Here is a 22836-nt window from a genome sequence, read left to right on the forward strand (position 1 = left end):
GCGGCCCCGGCCCACCCCTCGCCCTGTCAACGGGTGATTCCTGGTACTCGCCGGTCACAGACTGACCCGGCCCTGTTCAATCGCGTCGGCGATCCCCTCGGCACGCCGTTGTTCCAGAGCTGGTGAGCCGAGCCGGGCGAACGCGGAATTGTCGATCAATATGTGGTCCACGGTTATTTGTGGACCCATCCGGTCTGACGGACAGTGTCCCCCGCGTCGATGTCGACGTTGAGGGTGCGGGATCGGACACGGTCGGCCAGGCGCCGGCGCCGTGTGGCGCCGTTGTCGCGTTCGGCGCGAATTGACGCGAGCTTGGCAGCGGAGCCGAGGACGACGAGTTCAGCGAGATCGGGACGGCTGGTGCCGAGTTCTTTACGCAGCTCGTTGAGCGCAGCCTCGACTGACGGTGTTTCAGTGATCGCGTGGCGGCGCCGCGATGTGGGCATAACGCAAAGGTAACAGCGGTGCTACACCGGCCACGATAGACATCGATGCTGGCGACCGCGGCCCGCCAGCCACGGGCGCGACTACTCACCGGGACATCCCAATCCTGTGGCCCACATCCAAGCCCACCGCGCGATGGGGTTCGGCGGCGTGCTCGCCTCAGTGATCAGCGCGATCGGTCGTTGGCCCTGATGCGGAACGCGAGCCAGTCTCGTGCTCGCTTGATGCTCGATCCGTACCGGGGGTCGACGGTCTGGACTCGGGCATCGATAACGGCCGGGTCGACCAGTCTGGCGTGGAGCAAGGCGTCGACGAAATTGTGGTCTTTGTCGCGGAACGCGCACAGCTTCGCCGCGCATAGGTCTTCCTTGTCCAGGCACCAGCCGACGTACCGCGGATGGCCCGAGGGCGCGGCGGTGTTGGCGTTTTGCACCTTGACAAGTCGGTCTCGCCAGCCGTCCGCAAGCGCCGCGGTGGTCAGGTCGACGCCGTCGATGCTGAAACCGTGTTGCTGTTCGAACAGTGAGAGTTCGCCTGCGACACCGACTATTAGGTCGGCGAGTTCTATGGTCCGGTTGTTGTCGTCGGTGATTGGGAGAATGTCCACTTCCAGGGACTGGGTGGCTCCCATGGGCAGTTCGTACTCCGGGTAGGTGCCCAGGATGGCTTGGGATCCGATAACGATGACTTCGGGCTGGCCAGTGATTTGGCAGGCTGCGCGGATCGCATGTTCCAACTGGTCACGTCGCATCAGACCGCTCCTCGTAGTGCCTGCATCCGCTCCGCTTCCGGGAGAAGGCCTCCCAGAGGGGTTACTTCGCGGAGTTCGATGGCGTCGCGATCGAGGCCGGTCGTTGCGTGGCGCAGGAATCCTAGATCTCCCGCTGTCACTGCCTCGTGCCAGCGGGTGAGGTTGAAGGTGTGCGGTCGGCCCCTGACCCCGCTGCGCAGCCGTTCGATGTTCGCCAGCACTGTGGGTCGCCACTGCTCCAGAGTCACGCGGGTCAGGTGCGTTGCCAGTTGCCGGTGCAGCCTCCAGGAACGCCATTCAGATCGTGTCAGCTCGGGAACTTCGGCACGGCGTGTCACCTCAAGTCGGAATCCCATGCACGACAGAAGTCGATCGAGCTGTTCGTCGCTGAACTCGATTTTTCCCGCCAGGAACTGACTGATGCTGGGCTGGTGGACCCCGCTGAGGCGGGCCAGCAGCGATTGGCTGGTAGATGTTTCAGCCATGGCCTGACGAAGCGTTTCGATCCTGCCCACAACCACAACTATAGCACCTGCTGCTATATCACGCTCGATTGGGCCTCAGCCAAGTCGCCCCGAGTGACGGCCTCCCCGGCGGGTCGTCTGCCATGCCGAGAGTGTCCGGCGCGGGACTGGCAACAACGCAAAATGACACACCGCCGCCCCTTGCATTGTCATGCTATGAATGTATGCTACGAGCATGACGACTAGCGCACGGTGGGAGCGCCTCGCCGCAGACCTAACTGCGATCGGTGTCGAAGTTTGCGTAACCGAGCGGCCGTACGCCGAGTCCGCTTACGGCCGTGTCCGGCACGGCGTCAGTCGAGGCATCACGATTCGCCATCCGGGGGGCGGCCTAGTCGAGATCCGAGACAAGTGGTGGCGCAAGAATCCCGACGTGTGGATCGGCTGGCAGGTGGACGTCGAGAACCGAGAAGGTATCGAGGTCCGACACTGGCCAATCACCAAGAAACGCAACGAAGTTGTCGCAGCGGTTCGCGACGCTCTGGGATTGAGCGTCTCGCCATGAGCGCGGCAGTCAAAGCGAGTGATGTCACCTGGGAAACATACGACGGCGAGACCTTCGGCTACTACGACCGCGGCGAAGCCGGAGATATCGAAATCAGCATCACGGGACGCATCCGACAGTCCATGTGTACGACCGGGACCAACGAGCGCACCTGGACCGTGCGCGACGAGGACAACAACCAGATCGGCATCGGGTACGAGGATGGGCTGCGGAACGCCAAGCGCGCTGCCCTCAAGGCTCTCAACGACTACCTCGACGCCAGCAGCGCGAAGGGACTGGCGCGGCAGTGAAAGGCATGTATCGGGTCGCGGCCGTCGCCAAGGAGGTTGGCCTCGATGTGGTGCTACCCGATCCGAATGTGAGCGGCATCTTGTGGGTGGAGGACCATTCGCAAGACCTCGCCATCGCCACGGTCTACGTATCCAGCAGGGGTGCAGCGACCGGTGGCCATGGTTGGACGCCGGATCGGCGGCTGATTCACTTCAAAGGCAGCCACAAGGACGAACAGGTATGCGAACTGCTACATCAATACGACCGGACGTTGAAGGAAGTGATCTGACGTGGGCGCTCCCCGCAGGACGGTGCGCATACCCGACACCGAGTGGGACGCGGGCCACGCAAAGGCCCAGGCGCAAGGCGAGACTCTGACCGACATCTTACGCCGGCTCCTATCGGGCTATCTCGTCGGCAACGCCAACGAACTCAAGGATTACGGCACCGAATACCGGGCAACGCCGAAGAACGCGGACAGCTCATTGACGGTAGAGGGCATCACCGGCCGCTTCGAAGAAGTGCGTCGGCTCTACCCGGCCAAGCACTGGCACCTGGAGGAGCGGACAGTCTCGCCCTACAGAGCGTCCTCACGCCGAACCGTGTAATCAACAGTGGAACACCACATCTAGGGGTGCTCAATTGAACGGCACCGCCGACCAGTCGATTTCGTGGACCCGTTCCTCGTACGGGAATTCGGCTCTCGATAGCGACGGGTTGTGCCAGTAGTTGCCCTCCGTCCAGCCGCAGCGCCGACAACGTTCACGGTTTTCCCCGCTGTCGTCGAAGCGATGCGGATACGGCTCGCCGAGCTGGCAAATAGTCGTGCCCTTGCGCGGTTCTTTAGCCGTCATGCTTTTAGCATAGCTTTTGAGCATGACGACTGGTAGTTGCATTCCGAAATCGTGAGAGATCTATTTCACTGACTGTAAGAGATCTATTGCATTGCGCTGCAAGGGATCGGGCCTCGTTAGCGCCCAGGCACTCGCGCGGACCTATCCCATCGATCCCCGGTCGCCGCCCGCCCACTACCCGCCAGGTGGACGGTTGCGGCGGCGATCACTGCTTAAACCTTTGGCTTGACTAAACAGTCATCATGTATCGGACCTTCATGGAAATCTGTTAGACCGGCACGCGCCAAACATGATTTAGCGAGGCCGATCATTTGCAGGTCGCCTGTCTTCTCGTATTCACTCATGATTCGGCCTGGATCCCAGACGGCGAAGATGACGGCTGTCCACCATGACAAGGCATGACCTTTGTCGTTGAGATCGCCGACCACCCTGGTCGGGAAGCATCCGAGTTTCAGCGCGGACATCCCGGTATCGTTCCCGGGCTGAACAACCCAGTAGTTGAGCCCGTAGTCGCAGTCGCCGTCGTGTTCGGTGTAGTCGCGTGCCCAGATGCCGTCCCAATTGAGCTTAGTGACGGGGGTCCTTGGCCGCGGCGTTGTCGTGGTAGTGGTGGACCAGCTGGGCGTTGTTGTCTTGGTGTATGACGGGGTCGGCGCAGCGGCGTACGGGGTGGTGTGCGGAGTGTAAGCCCCGCTGTTGGTGTGGATATTCGTGCTCAGTTTTGCCAGGTCCATGAGGACGGGCACCATGATGATGATGATGAATAACAGCGCGGCGCCCAACAGCCCCAGTGTTTTCAGCGCCGAACTACCTGTCTTCGTCGGTTGCCGCAACGGCGCCCGAGCGGTAGCCGCCGGAAAGGGAACCGGCCTTGGTACAGCGCTTGCCTGGAGTGCGTAGGCCTGCGTATCAAGCCTGGGTGGGGTCGGCGCGCTGGCTACGACAGTAGTGTTTGGTGTTGCCTCGGACTGATCTTCTTGGTGCTGTATATCCTCAACGACTCGCCCAAGAATTTGCGTCCACGCCTCTGGCGATGGGCGCGAGTCGGCTGCGCGGGTCAACGTGTCGGTGACAAGCTGTCGCAGCAATGTTGGCGATGACGCAGGCAGGGACTTCGGGTCTTTGAGGTGCTGCTCTCCGGCGAAGACCCGCAACGCCAGCAACCCCAGCTTGTAGGTGTCGGAGTACGGGGTGGCTTTTTCTTCACCATTGGGTACCCACCAGTTGGGTGTCTCAGCCTGAGGCAGTACGGATTCGCCGGCCACGCGCATGGCATCGCAGTCGAGGAAGTGCACCTTTGGTGGCGTCAGGCTAAACAAAAGGTTCTTCGGCGAGATGTCGCCGACGCAGATGTTGTTGTTGTGCAGGAAGGTGAGGGCCGAGGCGACCTCTCGAAGCAGAGCGCATCGCTGCTCGTCGGTGATGGCGATGCCGAGCTTGTCTAGGAAGTGCCGCGGGTTAAGCAGGTGCTGGAACTCGGCGAGGGTACGCGTTGCACCCTTGACTGTTGTCAATGAGATGTAGAAGTCGTCAGGAATCCTTGGCATGACGAAACCTGTCACCGCGCCATTGACCTCGACGGTAGCGCAAGGCCAGGTGGCCAGAGAGATCAATCGCTTACCAGCCTCATAGGGCAATGATTCAAGAAAGCCGGGCATAGCGGACAGTGTGTCGGGATCCATATCCCGCAAGGACTGAGGTGTGTACTCCTTGTACACCATTGCGGCAGCGAATTTGGTTTTGACCGCTGGTGCGTCATAGACGATTCCCTGCCCGCCCCGGTTGAGTTTCGTCAAGTCACCGAGGCGGTCGCGGTCGATGGGTTTGGTCACCACCCCGAAACCTCATCGGGATGTCCAGGTGCGTTCCACACAGCGACAAGAGTGCGGTCGTCGTCGAAGGTCTCGCGGCTGAAATCGACAACACGAGCGAACTCAATCAGCGATGGTATGCGGCCGATCAGAGCATCGCGGAGCAGGTTCCCCACCGCGCCCTGACCGCTTCCGAGAGGGTCGCCTATCCCGTCCGTGCCGACCAGGAGCACACTGCCGCGTCCGACATCGATCACCGCCGGTGTCAGCTCGGCGGGGACACGGGGAAGCCCTGACACCGCCGACGACGATATTCCCGAATCGGATGGCGACTTGCCTCCGAGGATGTTGAAGAACTCTCCTGCCGGCGACAGCAACCACGTGGAAGAATCACCGACGCCGACAAGGTATGCCCGCAGGCCGGAGTCCGTCGGCTCAATGACCGCGCACACGAATGTAGTCGCGAGTTCTTTTTCTGCAAGGACAGCGTCAGGCTGGTCGAGCCCAAGAAGGCTTTGTGCTTGTTCGGTGAGCGCCCATGCCGTGCTCTTGACCATCGTCGCCCAGTCAGTCTCGGACACATTGTCGGCAAGCTCTGATTGGAGCCATTGCGCCGCGTAGCGGGTAGCCGTGGCGGCGCCGATGTGAGACTGAGCCGCTTGTGAGACACCATCGGCAACAACGACGATCACGCGGCCATTTGGGAGGTGGTGGACGGCGAAATCGTCTTGACGGGGTGCACCGTTATACCGGTGCAGATGCCCACGCATCGACGCTGCCCGTACTGTCAGACGGCCGGTGGACCAGCCATCAACCACCGTGTCCGGGCGAAACGGGAACGAGCGGAAGCCGTGCCCAATCACTGAGGGCTCGACGGCAGGCGACGGCACTCCAACAACAATCTGCGGGACGTACACAGGATCGAGTTCCTCAACTACCCGTGACGGAACATGCTCCGGAACGCTGTTAACTGCGGGAGATCCGCTCGGAGATCCCGCCGGGTACCCGGACGCGATGGGCATCATGGGTACCTCGTCGGGAACGCTGCTTCGGTGCCATCGAATCCGATCGCGCCAACTCATCAACGGAGACCTTAGCTAAACGATGTCGACCGCGAGAGTGAAACCCTCGGGCTTCTCCACTTGCAGTTCCGCGTTACCTGAGGCGAACGCCTGTCCCGAGCTGATCACTGATTGCGTCAACGAGGTGATGAACTCCGACAGCGCCGTTCCGGTATCAACGCCCCGCGCCGCGACATAAGCATAATGAGGCTGGGTAGCAACCTCCCGGACAATCTCGGCATCCGCATCCCCGATCCCGAACGCAACGATGTTCGGGGCTGCTGGCTGGGCAAGCAGGTTTGCCCGTGCGGCCCGCCAATCCTCATGCTGATACGGCAGCCCATCGGTCAAGAAGAACACCGCTGGGCGGTGCACGATGTACCCCTGCCGCTTCAAGTTAGGGACATCCACCGAAACCCGATACGCTAACTGATCGAATGCAGCAGTATAAGATGTCCAGCCCCGAGCCCGTAGCGGGACCATGGTCGACAGATTCCGCAGGTCTTCTGGTTCAAGGTAGGTCTGTGCTGACTCCGCAAAGCCGATAACGGAGAACCGGACCATTGCGGCGGCGAAAGACTCCCGCTGCAACGCATCATGCAACGAGACCAGTCCCTGATTCAGCTCATCGACATACGGACCCATCGAACCCGATTCGTCCGCAACGAAATAGATCGGAAGAATCTTCCCCAGCGGCTCCATACGCCCCTTCTTACCACGCAATGACCGCCGACCAACACACCCGAAGGGCTAACGATGGGAACGGTAACGCTTCACACGGTGAGACTATGAGCGGACCGGTAATAGTGTGTTGGTTTTGAGGTTCCAGACTCCCGGAGATGAACTGCAGGTTGTGGTTGATGGCGTTGCCACATCGATGACACCGACGCACGATCACAGATCGTGGAATTTGGGCACTCCGCGCGCAATTGCCGAGTGGGAACGCCTCGTTGGAGCATTTCGACCCCGTGGACTTCTCCCGGTCGCACCATCGCAGAGTGCTGCAAGCTGCAGCGGCTTCGGGCTCATCGCAGCCGCCGGGGGAAGAGCGCGGACTTACTGTCCTGCACTTCCTCCGTTATCTTCGGTGGGTGCTCCGCCCTGTCGCCGGCGATCGAGATGCATGGTCTTTCCGCTATTGCTGCGGCCGATGCGGACGATCTCTTGGAGTTCTGTGTCGGCGAGATAGTGCATTTCGGCTGGGCTCAACACGATGGCTGGCGTGAGCGTTATGGTGCCGTCTGCATGTTCAGTGACGGTGTAGCGGTCGTGGCGGCCGACCTTGCTGAGGTTGAGTCGCCTGCGGCTATCCACCTCGAGTAGGGGTTGTGTCACGTCCCCCACGTTACCCTTGCCACGGAATCCCCGCAACGACCACATTGCCGTAACTGCAACACCGCCGTGTAGCATGGGCGTGTGGCGTTGAACTGGATTAACGATCAGCCCAGACAGTTCTACAACGGCCTCGTGGAGGCAGGCGACCCAATCGCGGCCGCACTCGATGCCGCCCTCGACATCATCGAAACCACTCCGGAGTCGGCCGCAGCACGGCCGCGATCAATTACCGCGGCCGTGTCCCCTCCCCCTGTATGGCTCGTCGACGTCCAACATCCGACCCACGACCTTCAAATCCTGTGGCAGGAAGACGATAACGGCGAGCCGATGCTGCTCTGGATCGGCGAAGCACGATTCCCCCGCTTGTGAGCGCATTTCGAAAGAGGCCCAGAAGACTTCGACCTCATTGCGTTATCGAAAGCTAACGAGCACGAGTCCGCTCGTAGATGGCAAACGCGCCGACGTCCCACAACAGCACTATCAGGCAGTCAGCACTGCCGGACTAACAGCCAGGCGCAGACTCGCGCCGGACGCGAGCCAGCTTCCGCACATCGCGCCGCCACGGGAAGGCGGCGGCCGGCATGCGAAAGTATTCGCCGGCGGGGCGCCATGCCAGCGCTATCGTGCTTGCCCGTGATGATCCAGTGCACGCCGTCGTGGAGTACCGCGGCCACCTGCCCGATCGACGGTTCATCACGCAGCGGTTCATCCCCGCATGCGCGGGGAACATGGAAACAGCTAGACCCCCTTATCCACAGGTGTGGGGGGGTCTGCGCTGACAACACTACACCGACTCAGGCATGGGTTCATCCCCGCCAGCGCGGGGAACATAGCGTGCTGCTCAACCGCCGCCGCCATCTCGGACGGTTCATCCCCGCATGCGCGGGGAGCATACTTCCTGATCTGCAGGCTAGCGGCGGGAGCCGACAATCCGGTGGGGGTTTGCCCGGTAAAGCGCCGCGCCTCCTGGCCGCGCTTTACCGGGTCCGTTACCGGCCGTGGCCGTGGCCTACGGGTTGAGCTGTCCCGGCGCCGGCGAAATCGAGGTTGAGATGCCAGCGCTCGAGGTAGGGAGCCACCAGCGTCGCAACAGTGACGTCACCATTCGCCGAAGGTTCCGTACATGGCTTTGCGGCCGCGAGACCTGTGAGTACGCCGACAGCGGTCGCGGTTCCATCCGAGTTACGGATGTAAACCGGTGAACCGGAATCGCCACACTCGCTCCGGGCACGGAAACCCAGCCGATCAGGCCCGACACTCTCAATCGGCCCGCAGGTCAATCCGCTGGCGAGGCCGAATTTACATAGCTGATCGCCGACTTTGAGGTCGTGGGCAAGGCCCGTGACGGGGCGAATCCCGACGATACGCGGGTCTGTCGGTATCACGGTGTCGAGCGCGATCAGGCCGATATCGTTGGTCTCGCCGAGGTCGTTGGGCACGACGGATTCACGGAATTTGCCAATGGTCTCGTACTGACCAGATACGCGCCAGAGCATCGAGACTTTGCCGCCGTGGTCGCAGTGACCGGCGGTAAGCAGTCCGGGTGCGCCGGTGTCGGTGTGGACCGGCCAGCCCGCGATGCAGGCGCTGCCGTCGTCGGCGGCAGCGTTGTACACCGCCAGGCCGGTTCCGGGCTGGATGGCCGGTGAAGACGGCAGGGGCGGGGATGCGGTGGCTGGGGTGGCCAGGAGTAGGCCGCCGGCGAGCAGCGTGGAGGCAGCCATGGCCGCGCGCGTCTTCCACGTGTTCATGGCGTCCTCCTTTCTGCTGGTCGGACCCTTCCGATAAGACAGTCTAATGGCGCGTTGTTCCAGCGCATAGGGGGTTTGGTCGACGTAGGATTGCTGTACTCGCCAAAATGTGACCCTGGCGATAATAAACGCACTGGTGGGGGCCAGATTATGACGATTGAGAAACCGACGGGCGCCGGAGCCGAGGAGATTATCGGTGATTCGTGGCCGACCTGGGACGAGGACGCGTACTCCACAGTGGCGTCCACGCTGATGGTGTATGCCGCTACCGCGCAAAAGGCCGCTAAATACGCTGGTCAGGGCCATCAGTACGCCACAACTGAGACCACCAGCGCCACGCTGGATGAGGTCGCTGAGCAGCTCGGGATCCACGTGTCGCTGCACCAGGCCCACGCCAGCGGGTTTGCCAAGTCCGCTGGCTGGGTCCGGAACATGGCGAGTGCGATCGAAGCCGCGAAAAACGGCATGAAGGCCGCCGTTGAGCAGCACGCTGATCTGCATAAGCAATGGCAGCTGGCCTCTAAGACTGGGGGGCTTAACGACGCAAAGGCCAAGATCATCGAGGCCCGGCACGCAGCGGATGTACTCGAGAAGCGCGGCACGGTGGCAACCTTGCTGGCGACGATGGAATTCAAACTGGACGCGGGCGAGGTTGCTCTCGCTAATCCGAATCCGGACGAGATCGCTGATCCGCCTGGTGGGACGCCGGAGATCGACGAGCGGTACGCGCTCGACGAGAACGGGCAGCAACCCGGCCTCCAACAACCAGCACCACCGCCCCGCCAGGAACAGCCCGGTGGTTTGCCTCAGGGTGCGCCGACGGGCACGATGCCGGGTACGCCGCCGGCCGGCGGGATGATGGGCGGGGTTCCGTTGGGGGCTCCGGCGCCCGCTGCGGTCAGCGAGGGCCCTGGTGCTCCGGCGGCGGCGCCGGGGGCTCCGGGGGCTCCAGGGGCTCCGGCAGCGGCTTCTGCTCCTGCACCGGCCCCGGCTGCTGCACCGGCCTCGTTCAGCCCGTCCTCGATGGGCGGCGGTGAGGGCAGTGGTGCCAGTGATGGTGCGGGTAGTGGTGCCCCGATGGGCGGTATGCCGATGAGCGGTATGCCGATGGGTGGGCAGCCCCAGGGTGGTGGCCAGCCGGGAGGAGGCCAAACCCCCGGCGGCGACGTTGCGAAGACGGTCGGTGACACCGTCTCCAAACTCGCCGGAAAAGACGGCCAGCCCATCTCGGAGGACGACCTAGACAAGCTCCTGGAGGCGCAGGGCGACGACGACCATGACGGTGCCGGCGGCGACCACAAAGCCCCCGATGGAGACAAAGACGGTTTGGGCCCCGACGGAGCGAAGCTGGGCGGAGACGGGGCGCAGGGCACCCACACCCAGCTCACCGGCCCGCAACGCGCGGTTGATCCGTACAGCGCGGCTAACACGAACCCGACCCTCAACAACCCGGGGCCGCCGTCGCCGGCCAGTCCGGCGGTCACTCCCCCGCCGGTCCACGTCAGCGCGCCGATGACGGAGTTGTCGGCCGACGAGCATGTCCCGGCGACGCAGAGTCAAGCGCCGCAGCAGGGCGCGGATCCGGCATCGGTTGCCACACACACCGCTGCGGCGACCGGCGATAGCCCGGTGCAGTCCGCTACCGGCGGAGCCACCACGGCTCCCGGCAGTGGCGCGTCGACTGGCACAGGTGGCGCGCTCGGCGCCTATCCAGGTGGGGCCCCGATGATGGGGCCAGGCATGGGTGCCGGCGGTGGGGGCGGCGCGCCGGGCGGCGGGTCGCCGGTGTTCGCTGCGCCGCCGTCTGGGCCTGGGGCGTCGCTGCTGGCGGCCGCGGCCGTGCCGGCCGGTGCCGCCGCGGTGGCCGGTGGCGCGCACCGCAGGGCTGATGGTGGTGTCGCGGTGGAGCCGGATTACTTCGCGGAGTTGACGCCGGAGCGTCAGGCGGCCGATATGCATCTGGCTGGTCTCGATCGGGTGTTCACGAGTCGGGGTTGGGCTGCTACGCCGATCGCGGTCGGTGTGTTTGTGACGGAGGATTCGCGGTTGCCTGCCCCGGTGCTGCGGTACATCATGGCGACTGCTGATGGGCTGTCGTTGTTGCCGTTGAGTGTGCCGGCCCCGACGGGTGTTGAGTTGCTGGATCAGCAGCCGCTGTCCGGGAGTTTCATGGCGGATTGGGGTGGGGGCCCGCCGGGCCGCAAATTGGCCGCGTACGCCAAGGAGTCGGAGGCTGGGCAGTTGGTGTATTTGGTGTCCAACGACGAACGCCAAGGCAGCGATCTCATCGCGGGTTTACCGGGCGGTGTCACCGAATCCGTCCGGCCGCACAGCGTGTTGCAGGCGTTGGCGCAGACCGGGCGGGCGAGCGCCGCTACGCAGTCTCGGGCCACAATCCCTGGGACGATGCGCATTCCGGCCGATAAACTCGAAGAAACGCTGACGTTGTTCGGGCAGGCATGGGGATTCGACGGTGACGACGACGAAGTCACGTTGGCGCAGGCGGCAGCGATCTTGTGGACGGCACGGTGGGATCACCGCCGAGGCCGCAACGCCGACTACCCAGCGATCCTGGCCACCTACCTGTATCTGGAGGGCCTGGAAGCTCTGCGGCAGGGACGCGACGCGGACGCGAACTATTCGACATCCGCGATGGCAGTCGTCGAACCCATCACCGTCTAACCACCCGCATGGGTGCGCAGCCGGAATGCAGCGGACCTTCGATCCGTGCCGTCCTGGCCGCGGTGGCACCCGATGATCTTGTCGACTTCGAGGCCGAGTTCCGGCGCGCTCTGGCGCAGGCCGACGACGATTTCGACCTGACACCAGTCCAGGCGGTAATCAACACGTGGTGGGGCCGGGCTCATCTGCGGCTGCATCCGCCGACAGCAGAAGAACGAATCGCCGTGACGCGAGCCGAGCGGGGCGACTACACCGGCCTGCGTGCACGAACCTCTTCCGGCGAGTGGATCACCCTGTAGCCATGAACGCTGAGAGCACCGACCCCGACGATCTGGCAGCGGCGGCCGCGGACATCGTGGCGGCAATCCTGGATCTGCCTCGCGCGGCATTCGATGACGTGTTGCGACGGTACACCCACCTGCTGTGCGACAGCGGGAACGCCGACGTTGTCCACACGCATATCGACACCGCGCTTAGCCAACGGGCGAGCAACGAGGGACGCAGGTCAAGTCCGAGGCCAGCGCGCTACGCGCATTGTTGCAAGCCGGGGCAGAATCGCTTCGCGAGTACGTGCTTGATGCCAGCTACGCCGACCTGGCGGCGGAGTTCAATAGTGAACCTGTCCGGACAGAGAGGCGGAAGGCCCGGGACCGCCACACCCGCAGTGCCCAGCTATGAGTCGCGGAATGCGTGGCCGGATACGTCTTGGTCGATGACATCGTGCCGCTCTATCACGATGAGCTTGCTGAATCTCCACCGCTGTCGCCCGTGACGATGCGGGAGATCAGCAACGCTCTGCGGATCGCCCTGCCATGATCAACAAACGCCTGAATCATCTCTGGCCAGCATGAGCGTCGACCGGCGGTTGTTGCCGTCCTACCGCTGCCTCATTCAACGTTGCTGAACCCTTTACGCCAGCTCCATTTGCGGAAACGCTCAGGCCCGCTGAGGGCTTCGTTTCGAGCGGCTTGATCGAGTGAGCTGAAACCATCAAAGAGATTCGGTGATGCGACGACGATCCGACGCACGGTATAGACGACCTGCCGGATGCGTTCGCGAGAGACGCCTTCCCGTTGGGCGATCTGATCGAAGGTCTGCCCCTCCATCCGGGCCAGCAGAACCCGGTAGGCACGAGCGGCCGACTGCGTGGACTTCATACCTTTGGCGAGCGCATCGGCGATGCTGAACAGCAGCCGTCCGGCACCTATCGAATCGACCGCGCGCTCCAAGTCATCGTCGAGCTCAGCGGGGTCCGTTGCGGACCTGTCTGCCCATTCGTCCGGGTCGTCCGGCCAGTTCTCGGTCATGGCTCGATGTTCCGATCAGGTACCGACAGTTCGCGTTAGCTTCTGGTCGGGCTTGTTTGGGGGCCGCGTTCTAGGACGAGGGCCGGCAATAGCCCTGGGGTGAAGCGGAAGGTGCCCGTGAGGTTGCACCAGGCGCTCAGGTTGGGGTCGCCGAGAACTATCCGCAGGAACACGGTGTTCTCCGTACCAGGGTGCACCGCGATGACCGAGCGTTCCGGAAGCTGTTCGAGAGCTTCTGGGGAGGTGATCATTTCGGCGGTTGGAGACCAGAGTTCGTTGATTACGGCTCGCTCGGCGTGATGCCTCCACTCATCCTCGGTGGTGACCATCAGCCCGCACCGGCAGCGCCCTTGGTTGCCGTCGTCGCCCATCCAATCGCACTCGTGCGCATCGAGAATGGACTCGGTACGGGTGCTGTCTGTCTGTGTGCTCATGGCTGTTCTCCTCGTTGCAGCGGATTAGCGGGGTAGGGTTACGCAGTCCGCGAAGTAGTAGTCGGTGGCGGCCCAGCCGGTGACCTCAGCGGCGAGTTCAACTGCGTCTGTTTTGTTGGATGCAGTTCCGATATCTTCCGGGTCGCCGGGTCGGTGGATGCAGCCCTCTTGATGGATATGGCCGTATCCGGGGTATTCTTCGAGCATTTCGATGACGAGTCGCATCCGTTTCTATCCTTACGTCTGTTCAGAGTTCGTCGTTGTCGTGTCAGTCGACGCGGGTGTCGCGACGTTCGGTTAGGAAGGCGTGTACGCGTCGGGCAGCTGCGGTTGAGTTCTGGCGGCGGGTCTCCCAGCTCCACTGTTGGCCGATTGTGGTTTGGTCTTCGTAGCGGGCCGCCCAGACCTCCGGGTCGATAAGGCGCTGCAGGTCCTCAACCGATGCGATCCCGGCGGTGTTGTTCGCTGTCATCGTGGTCTCCTGTTGATTTCAGTTCTCTGTGCTCGCCTTATGCGCGGCGCGGTTTTCGTTGTCCGGGAGCCCGTGCGCGCCGGGCGGCGGCTAGGTCGGTGGTCTCTCCAAGGCCCTCGATGTACTGGTCGAACTCGTCGCGGTGTGCGGCAATCAGAGCTTCTATTGCCCGTAGTTCGGCTGTTAGTTGGTCGCGTTCCGGGGTCTGTGATACGTAGATCCGGTAAACGCCGCACCGCTCGGCCTCGCGGCCGATGACTCCTATCGGGTCGTTGTCCCATGTGTCATGGCGATGACTCGTGACCGTGTTCCAGCAGGTCATGCAGACGGTGAACGCGGTGCGCTGCTTGCCATAGTCCTTCACCCGGGCAATGAATTGATCGCGGGTGATCGCCGAGGCCACATCGTCGAACTCTCGGCCACATTCCGTTAATTGCACGCTGCGCCACGGCAATACGGCGCGTATCACATGATCACGTTGCTCAGCCACCGCTTTCCCCTTTTCTTCAACGGTCTGTGTTGTCACTGCCGTAGCAGTCGGCACGGTCGCAGTGGCCGGCCGCGAAGTGCTCGATTGCCTCGACCCACGCGCTCCAGGACTGATGTCCTACGGCAATTCGGGCACCCTTGTCGGTGTCGACAAGCACCAGTTTGTCCTCCGCGGCGTCGGCCGATTCGATGTAGTCGACCCATTGGTTCGCAGCTATGGTTCGAGCAACGCGCGATCGCGTGTGTGGCTGCGTCCCGCCGGTCGTGCCGTCTTCCCTGGTCGCGTGTTGGCGGACGACAGTTCGCAGCTGCTCGACCTCGTCTGCCAGTTCTTGGTGCAGTGCATCGCCGTTGCCCCACTCGCACGCATAACGCGCTCGTGTGACCATGTCGAGAGAGTCTGGCGGGTAGCCGGCCGCGATCGCACGATCGACGGCCTCCTTCGCGCTGGAGTCGTTCGTCGGGACGACTACCACCGTTTCGTCACATGCATCCTGTCTATCGATGCCGCCCCTCGTGTCATCGGTGAGATTGCGGACCAATGCGACCGCCTCGGCGAGGAAGGCCAGGGCCTGACCGGCCGCGGTAACGTCGAGTTGGGTTGGCGCTTCGACGTCGAGGGTTACTTCGCGGATTCGTTTTGCGCCCTGGGCTGTCGCGGTCTCGTATTCGTGCACCAGGATCGCGTTGTACTGATCGAGGCGGCCAACCAGATGCACATGCTCACGCATGAACCCCTCGGGCCACTCGTCCTCCCAGCCATGGCCATTCGGCTTATCGCACCACGGCGGACACCCACCCACGACAGGTTCACTCGACATCACGGTCTTCATTACCCCTCGCCCGTCGACTAATGCCTAGGCCGGACAGACGCGAGACTTTCACGGAGCCAGCCATTGTCGGGTTGCGGTGCACTGGATTCAGACTCCATCCAGGTATGAGACAGCCGTTCAATGGCGTCTGTCGCGTCGTCGTACTTGACGATGTGGATCATTTCGATTTCCAAGCCAAGCAAACTGACAACATCGCGCAGTCCAATCGTGTCCAGCGCCGCGACGTTGGCGTGCCGATGAACGTCTCCGCCAAGGACGACTGGACCGTCGACAGTGATGACGGTTCCTGTCCGACCCCGCATAGCATTTGGGATCGGGTAACCGAGACAGTCAGCGTTGCGCACTCTAAACCGAGTGCCAGGCGCGTATACGGTTGCGCCCGGCCATACGGCAGTGATGATCTGCACGAACTTGCCGATGTCTGGACCGTGATTCTCGATGTGCTGGATTGTTGTCATGTAGTCACTCACCTTCTTTTCCGTATCGTGAGCTCGGTCAGAGCCATTTCGGTCGGGCATTCGACGGCGTGCTCGCGCTGGTAGGTGGCGTTCCACCCGCAGTAGCCGCAGTAGTTGCCATCGTCGAGCAGCTCGCCGAGGCACTCCGGACACATTGATCGATTCCTCCTGCTGGTCAATAACGTCTGACGTCAGGTGGCCCAGACTGGCGGATTGATCGCCAGCAGTTGTCCCGGCAGTGGACGTAGGCCGTTGGGACAGCTGTTGTCGCCCGGGTAGGTGTGCGCTGGAATCGCCCATAGCGGCACGCCGTTGCGCTGCGTCAGCACTGGTACCAGCCCGCACCTGCCGCATTCGAGGGGCGGCCCCACCCACTCAGTCATTGTGTCGGACGCCCGCGTGCGGTCACGGCTCTCCCGCCGCTTTCGATGCGCGGAACGCCGCGAGGCCGGTGCCGGCCTTGTCGTCACGACGGACGGTCCAGCCCGAGCGCTGTAGGGCGTCGCGGTCTCGTTTACGGGGCTCGAAGCGGCGCCAGACGTTGTCGATGCTGTCCCAGCCCTTGGCGCGGTAGCTGTGCCAACCGTCGATGACTCCGTTAGGGTCCACTAGCAGCCATACGGGTGTGCCTTGCGCCGCCGCATCTACGCGGGCGATCGCCTCAGCGTACGTCTCTCTGACCTGGTACTTCTTGTCGATCTGTGCTTTGTATTCGGCGAGCTGTTCGGCAGTGCTGGTGATTGTCATTGGCCGGTTCCGTCCAGCGGCGTCCAGGTGACCAACTGCACTTCGCTATCAAGGTAGGGCACACGCGGCCCGACACCCTCGATCCGATGCCATCCGTCCTCGCGGCGGATCAGGTCGACGTGAAGATCCGGGCGATGGGGAAACTGTGCACGGATCTGCTGTCCAACTTTGAAGCCCATACCGCCGTCCTTCCTTGTCGTCCCTCGCCTTCACGCGGCCGGCCGTGCGGCTCGATGCGTCTTCGGTAATCGTGCCGCGTTGACGCAGGCTCGCCCGGGACGCTCCGGCGTGTTGGGGGCCAAATTTCCCCACGGCGACCGCCTGGCGGACCGAGCCACACCTAGGTGGGAAGCACGCCGATGAGCCCCAGCCTTATGTCACCAGAGTCCGCAGCGTCCATCACAGCGACATCCGCATCCAACGCATCTGCTGGTGCGTTCGCATGCACGTGCAGCATCCGCCATCAGGATCTCCCCCACGTGTGGTTCAGGGCTGCTATCTCAGCTAGATCCGAGGCGTCGGGGTCTATTGTCCAGGGCTCGGACCGGTGAGGACATCGGTTATGCCTCACCCGGATTACTCGTCCGTCACGCTCCAGAGCGACCAGGTGGCGGTGGATGTCAGAGGCGCGACAGCGGCGGCGAACAAGGTGCCAGTTTTTGTGGCATTCAAGGAGTTCGACCCCGACTCCGGGAATTCGGTGATGTTCATTCGGAATCGGTTTGCCGCAGAAGAATCCGCGACAATCGTCGTGCATCTTGGCAACGACTGGGGGCAGTTGCTCTGCCAGGGCGGCGGTGACCAGCGCTCGGGGATACGCGGCCTTCAATGCAGCGACGATTTGATCCCGTATCGTCGTCGACCGTGGCCTGGGCTTCGCCGTCATCTGCTCATCTTCCCGCAAGGATGCGACATCAGGTCTCGGCGACTCGAACTCGAGCAACTATTTTCCGGCCTACTCGACGTGCCCGTGTGCCTGTTTCCCAGCCCGGCCTTATCCGGTTATCCGGGGAGTCGCCTCCCCCGAACCGGCAGTTCACAGATCGTTTTCGTCCATCGGGGTAGCCACTGACCAGATCGGCGGTCTTCCGGTCGCTTCTAGCTGCTCAATCACACGCAACGCCTCGCCCTCAGTGGCTGGTGCAAGTTCCCAGCTGTATTCGTAGTTGCCGTGGTCTTCAGTGATCCGGCACCGTGTGCTGCTCAGGTGGTCATCGGTCTCGTCGCCGGTGATGATGTACACGATTTCGCCTACCTTGTGTGGTCTGGCGAAGAATCCTCTTGTTCTCACACCTACCTCAAGAGTGCTTGGACTGGGCAGTTTTCACCGATGATCCGAGCCTTTGATCAGGCGGTGGACTGATTGTTGGACACCCTTGGCCAGCTCCTTGACGGACACGACGAAGGGCATGGCCCGCGGGTAGCGCACCATCGCCCAGCCCTCAGCGAGGGCCATGACACGAACGGTGACGCCGACGCGCGCGGGGAGGCCGTGCCCCTGCCTGCAGATCGTGCACTTGTCGCCAACCTTGATCGCATCCATAGTCATTCCCCTCACGTCGGCTCTGTTTCGTTCTGAAATATCTGGGCAGTGAGGGCAGCAGCCGCTTCACCCATCGTGTCCGCTCCTTCTTCCAACAGCACTTGGGCTCTCTGAAGGGCTTGCCCGATCAGATTGTCTACACTTGGGAATCCCGTGGTAGCCGGAGGTGGATCTGCAATGTCTGCGGCCACTCGTAGGTTGTTTTCGGCCGCATCGGCACAAGCCTTTGCCGCTTCTTCAAGACTCATGATTGCCCTCTCCCAACTACGATGCTCATCGCTCAATCTCCTTGATTCAGTTGCAGATACTAACAATGAGCGGGTCCGGTGGATGTCGTCTACTGGTCGTGCGCGTTGTGTATGGACAACGCGAACCCAGTGATCACATCACCGCGAGCGAGCTCCGCAATGGGCTTCTCCATGGGCACTACACCTCCTACGGCTACTGGCCTTCGTTGAGCGGCAACCTGAGTTGCGGTGCGGGCGGGTGTTGCTGGCGCTTGCGTCGAGTCAGCGCGATCGACTCCGGGCCGCCGGCGACGATGGCGACCGCGCCGGCGCGGATCGCCTGAGCTCGCTTGCTGTCGGTGACGTCGTAGTGCGACTTCCAGGTACCGGGGTACTGCGCCCAACTGCGACGTAGCCCGATGCCGGTCGCGAAGGCGTGCAGCTCCTCGTCGGTATCAGCCATCAGGTGCGACCACCGTGCCTCGATCCGCCCCACACGGGCGGGCAAACGCATGTCGTCGACGTACACCGTCATCGCACCCTCTCCCTCCGATTACCGGACAGCTCTGTCGGCGGTTAGGCGGTTGGCGGCGGCGGTGAGGGCTTCCGCGATGAGATATCGTGATGATGGGTTGTTGTTCAATTCTTCGACGAAAAAATGGTATACCGACAGCCTGGCCTCGACGGTGAGCGGGAACTTATATTCATCCGCCAGGTAGTTCAAGAACAGGTCAAGCCTCGGATCTAGCGTTGCTACGAACTCACGCTCTTTGTCATCGGCCAAACGCCGAACCGCGCCGTCGTTCGTGTGCGCGGGCGGCGCGTACTTGGACAGTTCGGCGTCGAGGTCCGCGGCGAGCGCTGGGTAGTCTTCCCGGCACGACTCCGCGTACGCTCGCAATGCAACACGGGCGTGCTGGTCGGTTGCGTACCCCAGAACGAAATGCGGACCTTTGTCCTTGCCGTCGACCCGCTCGACGCGATACTTGCCGTAGAGCCCGCGGCTCTTATCAGACTCTGGCATCGCTATCTCCTTAGTTTTCGATTCTGCATACCGTCGGTGGACAACTAGACGCCGTTGCGGTCCAGGACGGCGTGGATCAACCGGGCATGGTCGCCATCGCCCCATGGCCGAATCAGCTCACGAATCTCGCGGATCGCCTGGGACATGCGTTTATCCTGTGGAGCAGAAGAGTTCGGGGAGCGTCCATCACCCAAGCGATGTGGTTGTACCTTCACCGGACTGCCTTTCCGTAGCCGGGCTGTCCGCTGATGACCATGGATACCGGCCCTTCGTCATCACACACCGACTCCCAATCGACCCGCAGAAATACCAGCCGGTGGTGATGCACGATGCTCTCGACAACCGCGTGTGCACGGACGTGGTCCTCCGGCTCGAAGACGCTGACGCGTTCTCCGACACAGGGAGACGAACCACGGAAGCTCGCTGGTGTTAGACCATCAGACGTGCGGCGGTTGATATCAATCTGGAGCCGTCGGCGGCCGGCGGGGTAGCCTGCGGCTAGAAAATTCGTTAAGAGCTCGCGACTGTGCCGGGATTCTGCCGTCACGTCGAAATAGATAGCCGACCGATCAGTGTCGGCTATCCCCTTAATCGGGCAGTCTCCGCCCAGCCGCCGAGCGGCTGCCCTGTTAGCGGCGCGCGCTTTCACCCTTGGCTTGAGCGGAAAACGCCAAGATACTAGGTCCATAGCTTCGAATCTCCCTCTGCGCTTAATCCATCGTGGATTACCTTCCGCGGACTAGTCGAAATCCGCTGTTCTCCCGATGGATGGAATATCACTCGGCAGCGGAGCGGTCGACTCGATCCCCAACAGCTGGCCGACCCGCGCCCGTTCACGCCGAATACCATCAACGAACACTGACCAGACCTGCTCCCAACTAGGCGAGTTACGATGTGCCGAAAGCCGTACGACGTTCATTGGGTCCGGCCCACTTGGTTCAGGCGCCGCACTCGCGCCCGTATCAATCGCGTCGGCAATCGCTTTTAGCTCATCGACGTTGAGTTCGTAGGGATCGATGGCCGCCGCGGCTGACTCCAGCCGACAAAAGAGGGCATAGCGTTGACGCATGTCTTGTGCTTCACTCACATGAGACTCCTTGCCCTGGTTGGTAGTACCTTTAGCGGACGGACTTAGGAATCCGCGCTCTGGTTGGCGTCGTGTAGGTCGTGGACTTCGACCACGGGGATGTAGGCGGTATCCGGGGGGCTCGCATAGCCCGGTTTGCTCACTGGTTGCCAAGTGGCGCCAGCCGGCGCCCAGACGTGATGCCCATCGTCGCGCCGCTCGATGCGCATGTTCGCAGTTCCGAACGGAGACGTTTGCACGGTGTAGTGGGGATGGAGCCAGCAGCGTCGCTCCGAATCACCCCACATACCCCATTTCACGGTGTAGGCGACCTCGCCGACGGCCATGTCGCTAACCTTTGAGGGCTCTCGATTCTCCGGCAAGATTTGCTGCCGACCTTCCCGCTTTTGGCTAGTCAACATCATCTCCTCTGTTGGATGGGTGTTCCTACCTATCGCGGTCTAGACCGGATCAATGGTGTGCGCCAGGTGCCAGTGGGCACGTCCACCGGTGTTCGGATCGCCAGAGGGCAGGTGGTCCCACATGACCATTACCCGGTTGCCGTTGATAGCAACTACCGTTCCGTAATCATGCCGGGTACTCGAGTTGCTTACGACCCGGGATTGCGTGGTGTGAACATTCATTTCTCTACCGCCTACCTTCACCGGACCGGGACCAGCTCGTTGAGCTGCTCGACCCGGGACTCATCAAGGTGGTCGGCGGGAGCGAATGCTGCATCGCCCCAGACCACCCATACGCGCTCGTCGTCTTCGTGTCCGACGACAGCTCCGACAGTCGGGGTGCGAAGAGCGCTCCCGCGGCGGATCACGTTCATCTCAGTCTCCTCGGCTTGCGCGTTTCGCGGACTAAATTGCGTCCGGCCTGGCAACTCGGCCCGCAAACGTGGTCTTTCCGACCATCATGCCGCCGCGTCTGTCTCATTGGGCCGATGGTGCGCCTGCGTCGCGGTGTTTTTCCTTCGGTTGGGTCGTACGTGGGTCTGCGCGGCGGCGCGGTTGTCCTACGGGACCGTTCTCCGGTACCGCCACGCGGGCCGCCTTGGATGTCCCCTTGACACCGTCGACAACTAGCGGCGGGTTCCGCGGGTCCGTGAAGCCGATGCGGTGGTCATCGACGAGTTGGTGACGATGCCTCAGGCGTCGTGGCCGGGCTGGAGATGCTGCCGGACTACGGCGTACCGGGGTTAGTCGCCGAGGTGCTTGGGTGCTGCGGCAGCCCAGGCTGAGGTGTCCTCACGCCAGAGCTGTGTCGCCGGACATCATCCGAAATCCAACTATAGATGCGTTATTCCAACTATTGTTGGTCACAGGGAGGTGAAAATGCAGCTGAGCCGGCCATTCGCCACGGTTACGCCCACTCTGGACGGCGATGTGCTCGCCGTGCTGGCCGGCGCCCCCACAGAGACGTTCACCATCAGCCAGATTCAGCGCATCGTGGGTTCGGCATCCGGCGAAGGCATCCGCAAGGTCCTCACGCGGCTGACCGCCCAGGGTATCGTCCTGCACGGCCAGGTCGGCAGAACCCACATCTACCGAATCAACACTGAACACCTTGCAGCCGAACCGATCCTGGCGTTGCAGCGAATCACTATCACCTTCCTCGGGGGCATTCAAGAGATGCTCATGCAGTGGCGTGAGCCACCCGTGTACGCCGCGGTGTTCGGGTCCGCAGCCACCGGTCGGATGACCCTCAGCAGCGACATCGACCTGTTCCTGGTGCAGCGGTCTCAACCGCAACCATCGGATGACCGCCACGATGATTCAGACGTGTGGGAGGAGCAGGTGGTGGAACTCGCCCGATCGGTGACCGCGTGGACAGGAAACGATGCCCACGTCGTGGAATACACCGAAGGCGATCTGCGTAGCGCGGCCGCCGCCGGCGAGCCCCTGCTGCAGAACGTGGCCGCGCAGGGACTGACCGTGGCCGGCAAGCGGGCGTGGCTCAAGGCACAGCTGCGAGCATCGGCGGGCCGAGCTGACGCAACACCTCGGTTGGGGATCTGACCGTGGACAAGCCGATTATCGATCTGATCTCCGGTGATGTGATCACGGCTCTGGTGTGGCCGGACGGCCGTCGCCGCGAGATACGCGGCGGTCCGTTTGAAGTCGCTTCCATAGCCCCGACCGGTGGCGCTGTGGAGGATGTGCCGCAGATCGAGATTGTCGGCGCCAGCTGTACACGGGCTGCCCGCTACGCCAACGGCGCGACTCATGCCGAAGTCCAGTAG

36 protein-coding genes are annotated in these 22836 nt (G+C 62.6%); 11 read left to right on the forward strand and 25 right to left on the reverse strand.

Annotated features, from left to right (window positions below; genetic code table 11):
• Positions 1 to 173 precede the first annotated feature (173 nt).
• The 3 genes from AC5Y36_RS02215 to AC5Y36_RS02225 all read right to left on the reverse strand — a co-directional run bounded on the left by AC5Y36_RS02215 (position 174) and on the right by AC5Y36_RS02225 (position 1710).
• Complete coding sequence (locus AC5Y36_RS02215) at positions 174 to 446, reverse strand: hypothetical protein (protein WP_500039221.1); 273 nt, start codon at positions 444 to 446, stop codon at positions 174 to 176.
• A gap of 164 nt (positions 447 to 610) precedes the next feature.
• The gene (locus AC5Y36_RS02220; RefSeq protein ID WP_500039222.1) at positions 611 to 1195 is read right to left on the reverse strand and encodes a DUF6036 family nucleotidyltransferase; all 585 of its coding nucleotides are present in this window, start codon (positions 1193 to 1195) and stop codon (positions 611 to 613) included.
• Complete coding sequence (locus AC5Y36_RS02225; protein WP_500039223.1) at positions 1195 to 1710, reverse strand: helix-turn-helix domain-containing protein; 516 nt, start codon at positions 1708 to 1710, stop codon at positions 1195 to 1197. The genes AC5Y36_RS02220 and AC5Y36_RS02225 overlap by 1 nt, the downstream gene beginning before the upstream one ends.
• A gap of 184 nt (positions 1711 to 1894) precedes the next feature.
• Here AC5Y36_RS02225 and AC5Y36_RS02230 point away from each other — a divergent pair, with 184 nt between their 5' ends.
• From AC5Y36_RS02230 to AC5Y36_RS02245, 4 genes are read left to right on the forward strand one after another with little or no spacing between them, the layout of a single operon-like run.
• Entirely contained in the window at positions 1895 to 2224 is a 330-nt protein-coding gene (locus tag AC5Y36_RS02230) for a hypothetical protein (protein ID WP_500039224.1), read from the forward strand.
• Positions 2221 to 2514, forward strand: coding sequence for a hypothetical protein (locus AC5Y36_RS02235; RefSeq protein ID WP_500039225.1), 294 nt, complete (start codon positions 2221 to 2223; stop codon positions 2512 to 2514). The genes AC5Y36_RS02230 and AC5Y36_RS02235 overlap by 4 nt, the downstream gene beginning before the upstream one ends.
• 5 nt (positions 2515 to 2519) lie before the next feature.
• Complete coding sequence (locus AC5Y36_RS02240; RefSeq protein ID WP_500039226.1) at positions 2520 to 2783, forward strand: hypothetical protein; 264 nt, start codon at positions 2520 to 2522, stop codon at positions 2781 to 2783.
• A gap of 1 nt (position 2784) precedes the next feature.
• Entirely contained in the window at positions 2785 to 3102 is a 318-nt protein-coding gene (locus tag AC5Y36_RS02245) for a hypothetical protein (protein WP_500039227.1), read from the forward strand.
• A gap of 30 nt (positions 3103 to 3132) precedes the next feature.
• On the opposite strand, the gene AC5Y36_RS02250 is transcribed toward AC5Y36_RS02245, so the two are convergent.
• The 5 genes from AC5Y36_RS02250 to AC5Y36_RS02270 form a co-directional block, all read right to left on the reverse strand.
• Positions 3133 to 3348 carry a hypothetical protein gene (locus tag AC5Y36_RS02250; protein WP_500039228.1) on the reverse strand — a complete coding sequence of 72 codons (216 nt, stop codon included), beginning with the start codon at positions 3346 to 3348 and terminating at the stop codon, positions 3133 to 3135.
• 212 nt (positions 3349 to 3560) lie between these two features.
• Positions 3561 to 5180 (reverse strand): serine/threonine-protein kinase, encoded by a 1620-nt coding sequence (locus AC5Y36_RS02255; protein WP_500039229.1) that lies wholly within the window; start codon positions 5178 to 5180, stop codon positions 3561 to 3563.
• A complete protein-coding gene (locus AC5Y36_RS02260) occupies positions 5177 to 6076 on the reverse strand; it encodes a protein phosphatase 2C domain-containing protein (protein ID WP_500039230.1) in 900 nt (299 codons plus the stop codon). Before AC5Y36_RS02260 ends, AC5Y36_RS02255 begins: the two co-directional genes overlap by 4 nt.
• Positions 6077 to 6256: 180 nt before the next feature.
• The gene (locus tag AC5Y36_RS02265; RefSeq protein WP_500039231.1) at positions 6257 to 6922 is read right to left on the reverse strand and encodes a vWA domain-containing protein; all 666 of its coding nucleotides are present in this window, start codon (positions 6920 to 6922) and stop codon (positions 6257 to 6259) included.
• A gap of 354 nt (positions 6923 to 7276) precedes the next feature.
• Positions 7277 to 7555, reverse strand: coding sequence for a hypothetical protein (locus tag AC5Y36_RS02270; protein WP_500039232.1), 279 nt, complete (start codon positions 7553 to 7555; stop codon positions 7277 to 7279).
• A gap of 81 nt (positions 7556 to 7636) precedes the next feature.
• Between AC5Y36_RS02270 and AC5Y36_RS02275 the strand changes: the two genes are divergently transcribed.
• Positions 7637 to 7924 carry a hypothetical protein gene (locus tag AC5Y36_RS02275; protein ID WP_500039233.1) on the forward strand — a complete coding sequence of 96 codons (288 nt, stop codon included), beginning with the start codon at positions 7637 to 7639 and terminating at the stop codon, positions 7922 to 7924.
• Between the two features lie 620 nt (positions 7925 to 8544).
• Here AC5Y36_RS02275 and AC5Y36_RS02280 read toward each other — a convergent pair.
• Entirely contained in the window at positions 8545 to 9306 is a 762-nt protein-coding gene (locus AC5Y36_RS02280; protein ID WP_500039234.1) for a chymotrypsin family serine protease, read from the reverse strand.
• A gap of 150 nt (positions 9307 to 9456) precedes the next feature.
• Between AC5Y36_RS02280 and AC5Y36_RS02285 the strand changes: the two genes are divergently transcribed.
• From AC5Y36_RS02285 to AC5Y36_RS02295, 3 genes are all read left to right on the forward strand, one after another.
• Positions 9457 to 11988 carry a hypothetical protein gene (locus AC5Y36_RS02285; RefSeq protein ID WP_500039235.1) on the forward strand — a complete coding sequence of 844 codons (2532 nt, stop codon included), beginning with the start codon at positions 9457 to 9459 and terminating at the stop codon, positions 11986 to 11988.
• An 8-nt stretch (positions 11989 to 11996) separates the two neighbouring features.
• Positions 11997 to 12287, forward strand: a complete 291-nt coding sequence (locus tag AC5Y36_RS02290) for a DUF6247 family protein (RefSeq protein WP_500039236.1) — start codon at positions 11997 to 11999, stop codon at positions 12285 to 12287.
• Between the two features lie 391 nt (positions 12288 to 12678).
• Positions 12679 to 12804 carry a hypothetical protein gene (locus AC5Y36_RS02295; RefSeq protein WP_500039237.1) on the forward strand — a complete coding sequence of 42 codons (126 nt, stop codon included), beginning with the start codon at positions 12679 to 12681 and terminating at the stop codon, positions 12802 to 12804.
• Between the two features lie 71 nt (positions 12805 to 12875).
• Here the strand turns inward: AC5Y36_RS02295 and AC5Y36_RS02300 are convergent, their stop codons facing one another.
• Genes AC5Y36_RS02300 through AC5Y36_RS02325 form a run of 6 tightly spaced genes read right to left on the reverse strand, consistent with a single transcriptional unit; the run spans position 12876 to position 15523 of the window.
• On the reverse strand, positions 12876 to 13295 hold the full coding sequence (locus tag AC5Y36_RS02300) for an RNA polymerase subunit sigma-70 (RefSeq protein ID WP_500039238.1): 420 nt from the start codon (positions 13293 to 13295) through the stop codon (positions 12876 to 12878).
• Between the two features lie 35 nt (positions 13296 to 13330).
• On the reverse strand, positions 13331 to 13729 hold the full coding sequence (locus AC5Y36_RS02305; RefSeq protein ID WP_500039239.1) for a hypothetical protein: 399 nt from the start codon (positions 13727 to 13729) through the stop codon (positions 13331 to 13333).
• Between the two features lie 24 nt (positions 13730 to 13753).
• Positions 13754 to 13954, reverse strand: a complete 201-nt coding sequence (locus AC5Y36_RS02310) for a hypothetical protein (protein ID WP_500039240.1) — start codon at positions 13952 to 13954, stop codon at positions 13754 to 13756.
• A 43-nt stretch (positions 13955 to 13997) separates the two neighbouring features.
• The gene (locus AC5Y36_RS02315) at positions 13998 to 14201 is read right to left on the reverse strand and encodes a hypothetical protein (RefSeq protein WP_500039241.1); all 204 of its coding nucleotides are present in this window, start codon (positions 14199 to 14201) and stop codon (positions 13998 to 14000) included.
• A gap of 37 nt (positions 14202 to 14238) precedes the next feature.
• A complete protein-coding gene (locus AC5Y36_RS02320; RefSeq protein WP_500039242.1) occupies positions 14239 to 14691 on the reverse strand; it encodes a hypothetical protein in 453 nt (150 codons plus the stop codon).
• A gap of 16 nt (positions 14692 to 14707) precedes the next feature.
• Positions 14708 to 15523 (reverse strand): hypothetical protein, encoded by an 816-nt coding sequence (locus AC5Y36_RS02325; RefSeq protein WP_500039243.1) that lies wholly within the window; start codon positions 15521 to 15523, stop codon positions 14708 to 14710.
• Between the two features lie 104 nt (positions 15524 to 15627).
• Between AC5Y36_RS02325 and AC5Y36_RS02330 the strand changes: the two genes are divergently transcribed.
• The gene (locus AC5Y36_RS02330) at positions 15628 to 16065 is read left to right on the forward strand and encodes a hypothetical protein (protein WP_500039244.1); all 438 of its coding nucleotides are present in this window, start codon (positions 15628 to 15630) and stop codon (positions 16063 to 16065) included.
• Between the two features lie 321 nt (positions 16066 to 16386).
• Here AC5Y36_RS02330 and AC5Y36_RS02335 read toward each other — a convergent pair whose 3' ends face one another.
• The 10 genes from AC5Y36_RS02335 to AC5Y36_RS02380 all read right to left on the reverse strand — a co-directional run bounded on the left by AC5Y36_RS02335 (position 16387) and on the right by AC5Y36_RS02380 (position 21423).
• A complete protein-coding gene (locus AC5Y36_RS02335; RefSeq protein WP_500039245.1) occupies positions 16387 to 16728 on the reverse strand; it encodes a hypothetical protein in 342 nt (113 codons plus the stop codon).
• Entirely contained in the window at positions 16725 to 16907 is a 183-nt protein-coding gene (locus AC5Y36_RS02340; protein WP_500039246.1) for a hypothetical protein, read from the reverse strand. Before AC5Y36_RS02340 ends, AC5Y36_RS02335 begins: the two co-directional genes overlap by 4 nt.
• An 857-nt stretch (positions 16908 to 17764) precedes the next feature.
• On the reverse strand, positions 17765 to 17971 hold the full coding sequence (locus tag AC5Y36_RS02345) for a hypothetical protein (RefSeq protein WP_500039247.1): 207 nt from the start codon (positions 17969 to 17971) through the stop codon (positions 17765 to 17767).
• Between the two features lie 81 nt (positions 17972 to 18052).
• Positions 18053 to 18271, reverse strand: coding sequence for a hypothetical protein (locus AC5Y36_RS02350; protein ID WP_500039248.1), 219 nt, complete (start codon positions 18269 to 18271; stop codon positions 18053 to 18055).
• 11 nt (positions 18272 to 18282) lie between these two features.
• On the reverse strand, positions 18283 to 18519 hold the full coding sequence (locus tag AC5Y36_RS02355; protein WP_500039249.1) for a hypothetical protein: 237 nt from the start codon (positions 18517 to 18519) through the stop codon (positions 18283 to 18285).
• A gap of 193 nt (positions 18520 to 18712) precedes the next feature.
• Entirely contained in the window at positions 18713 to 19033 is a 321-nt protein-coding gene (locus AC5Y36_RS02360) for a DUF4031 domain-containing protein (RefSeq protein ID WP_500039250.1), read from the reverse strand.
• 18 nt (positions 19034 to 19051) lie between these two features.
• Entirely contained in the window at positions 19052 to 19522 is a 471-nt protein-coding gene (locus AC5Y36_RS02365) for a hypothetical protein (protein ID WP_500039251.1), read from the reverse strand.
• A 739-nt stretch (positions 19523 to 20261) separates the two neighbouring features.
• Positions 20262 to 20609 carry a hypothetical protein gene (locus tag AC5Y36_RS02370; protein ID WP_500039252.1) on the reverse strand — a complete coding sequence of 116 codons (348 nt, stop codon included), beginning with the start codon at positions 20607 to 20609 and terminating at the stop codon, positions 20262 to 20264.
• 44 nt (positions 20610 to 20653) lie between these two features.
• Complete coding sequence (locus AC5Y36_RS02375; RefSeq protein WP_500039253.1) at positions 20654 to 20935, reverse strand: hypothetical protein; 282 nt, start codon at positions 20933 to 20935, stop codon at positions 20654 to 20656.
• 314 nt (positions 20936 to 21249) lie between these two features.
• Complete coding sequence (locus AC5Y36_RS02380) at positions 21250 to 21423, reverse strand: hypothetical protein (RefSeq protein WP_500039254.1); 174 nt, start codon at positions 21421 to 21423, stop codon at positions 21250 to 21252.
• A 505-nt stretch (positions 21424 to 21928) separates the two neighbouring features.
• Here AC5Y36_RS02380 and AC5Y36_RS02385 point away from each other — a divergent pair.
• Entirely contained in the window at positions 21929 to 22612 is a 684-nt protein-coding gene (locus AC5Y36_RS02385) for a nucleotidyltransferase domain-containing protein (protein WP_500039255.1), read from the forward strand.
• 2 nt (positions 22613 to 22614) lie between these two features.
• Positions 22615 to 22836, forward strand: a complete 222-nt coding sequence (locus tag AC5Y36_RS02390) for a hypothetical protein (RefSeq protein ID WP_500039256.1) — start codon at positions 22615 to 22617, stop codon at positions 22834 to 22836.

The organism is Mycobacterium sp. NGS50 (assembly GCF_059812545.1).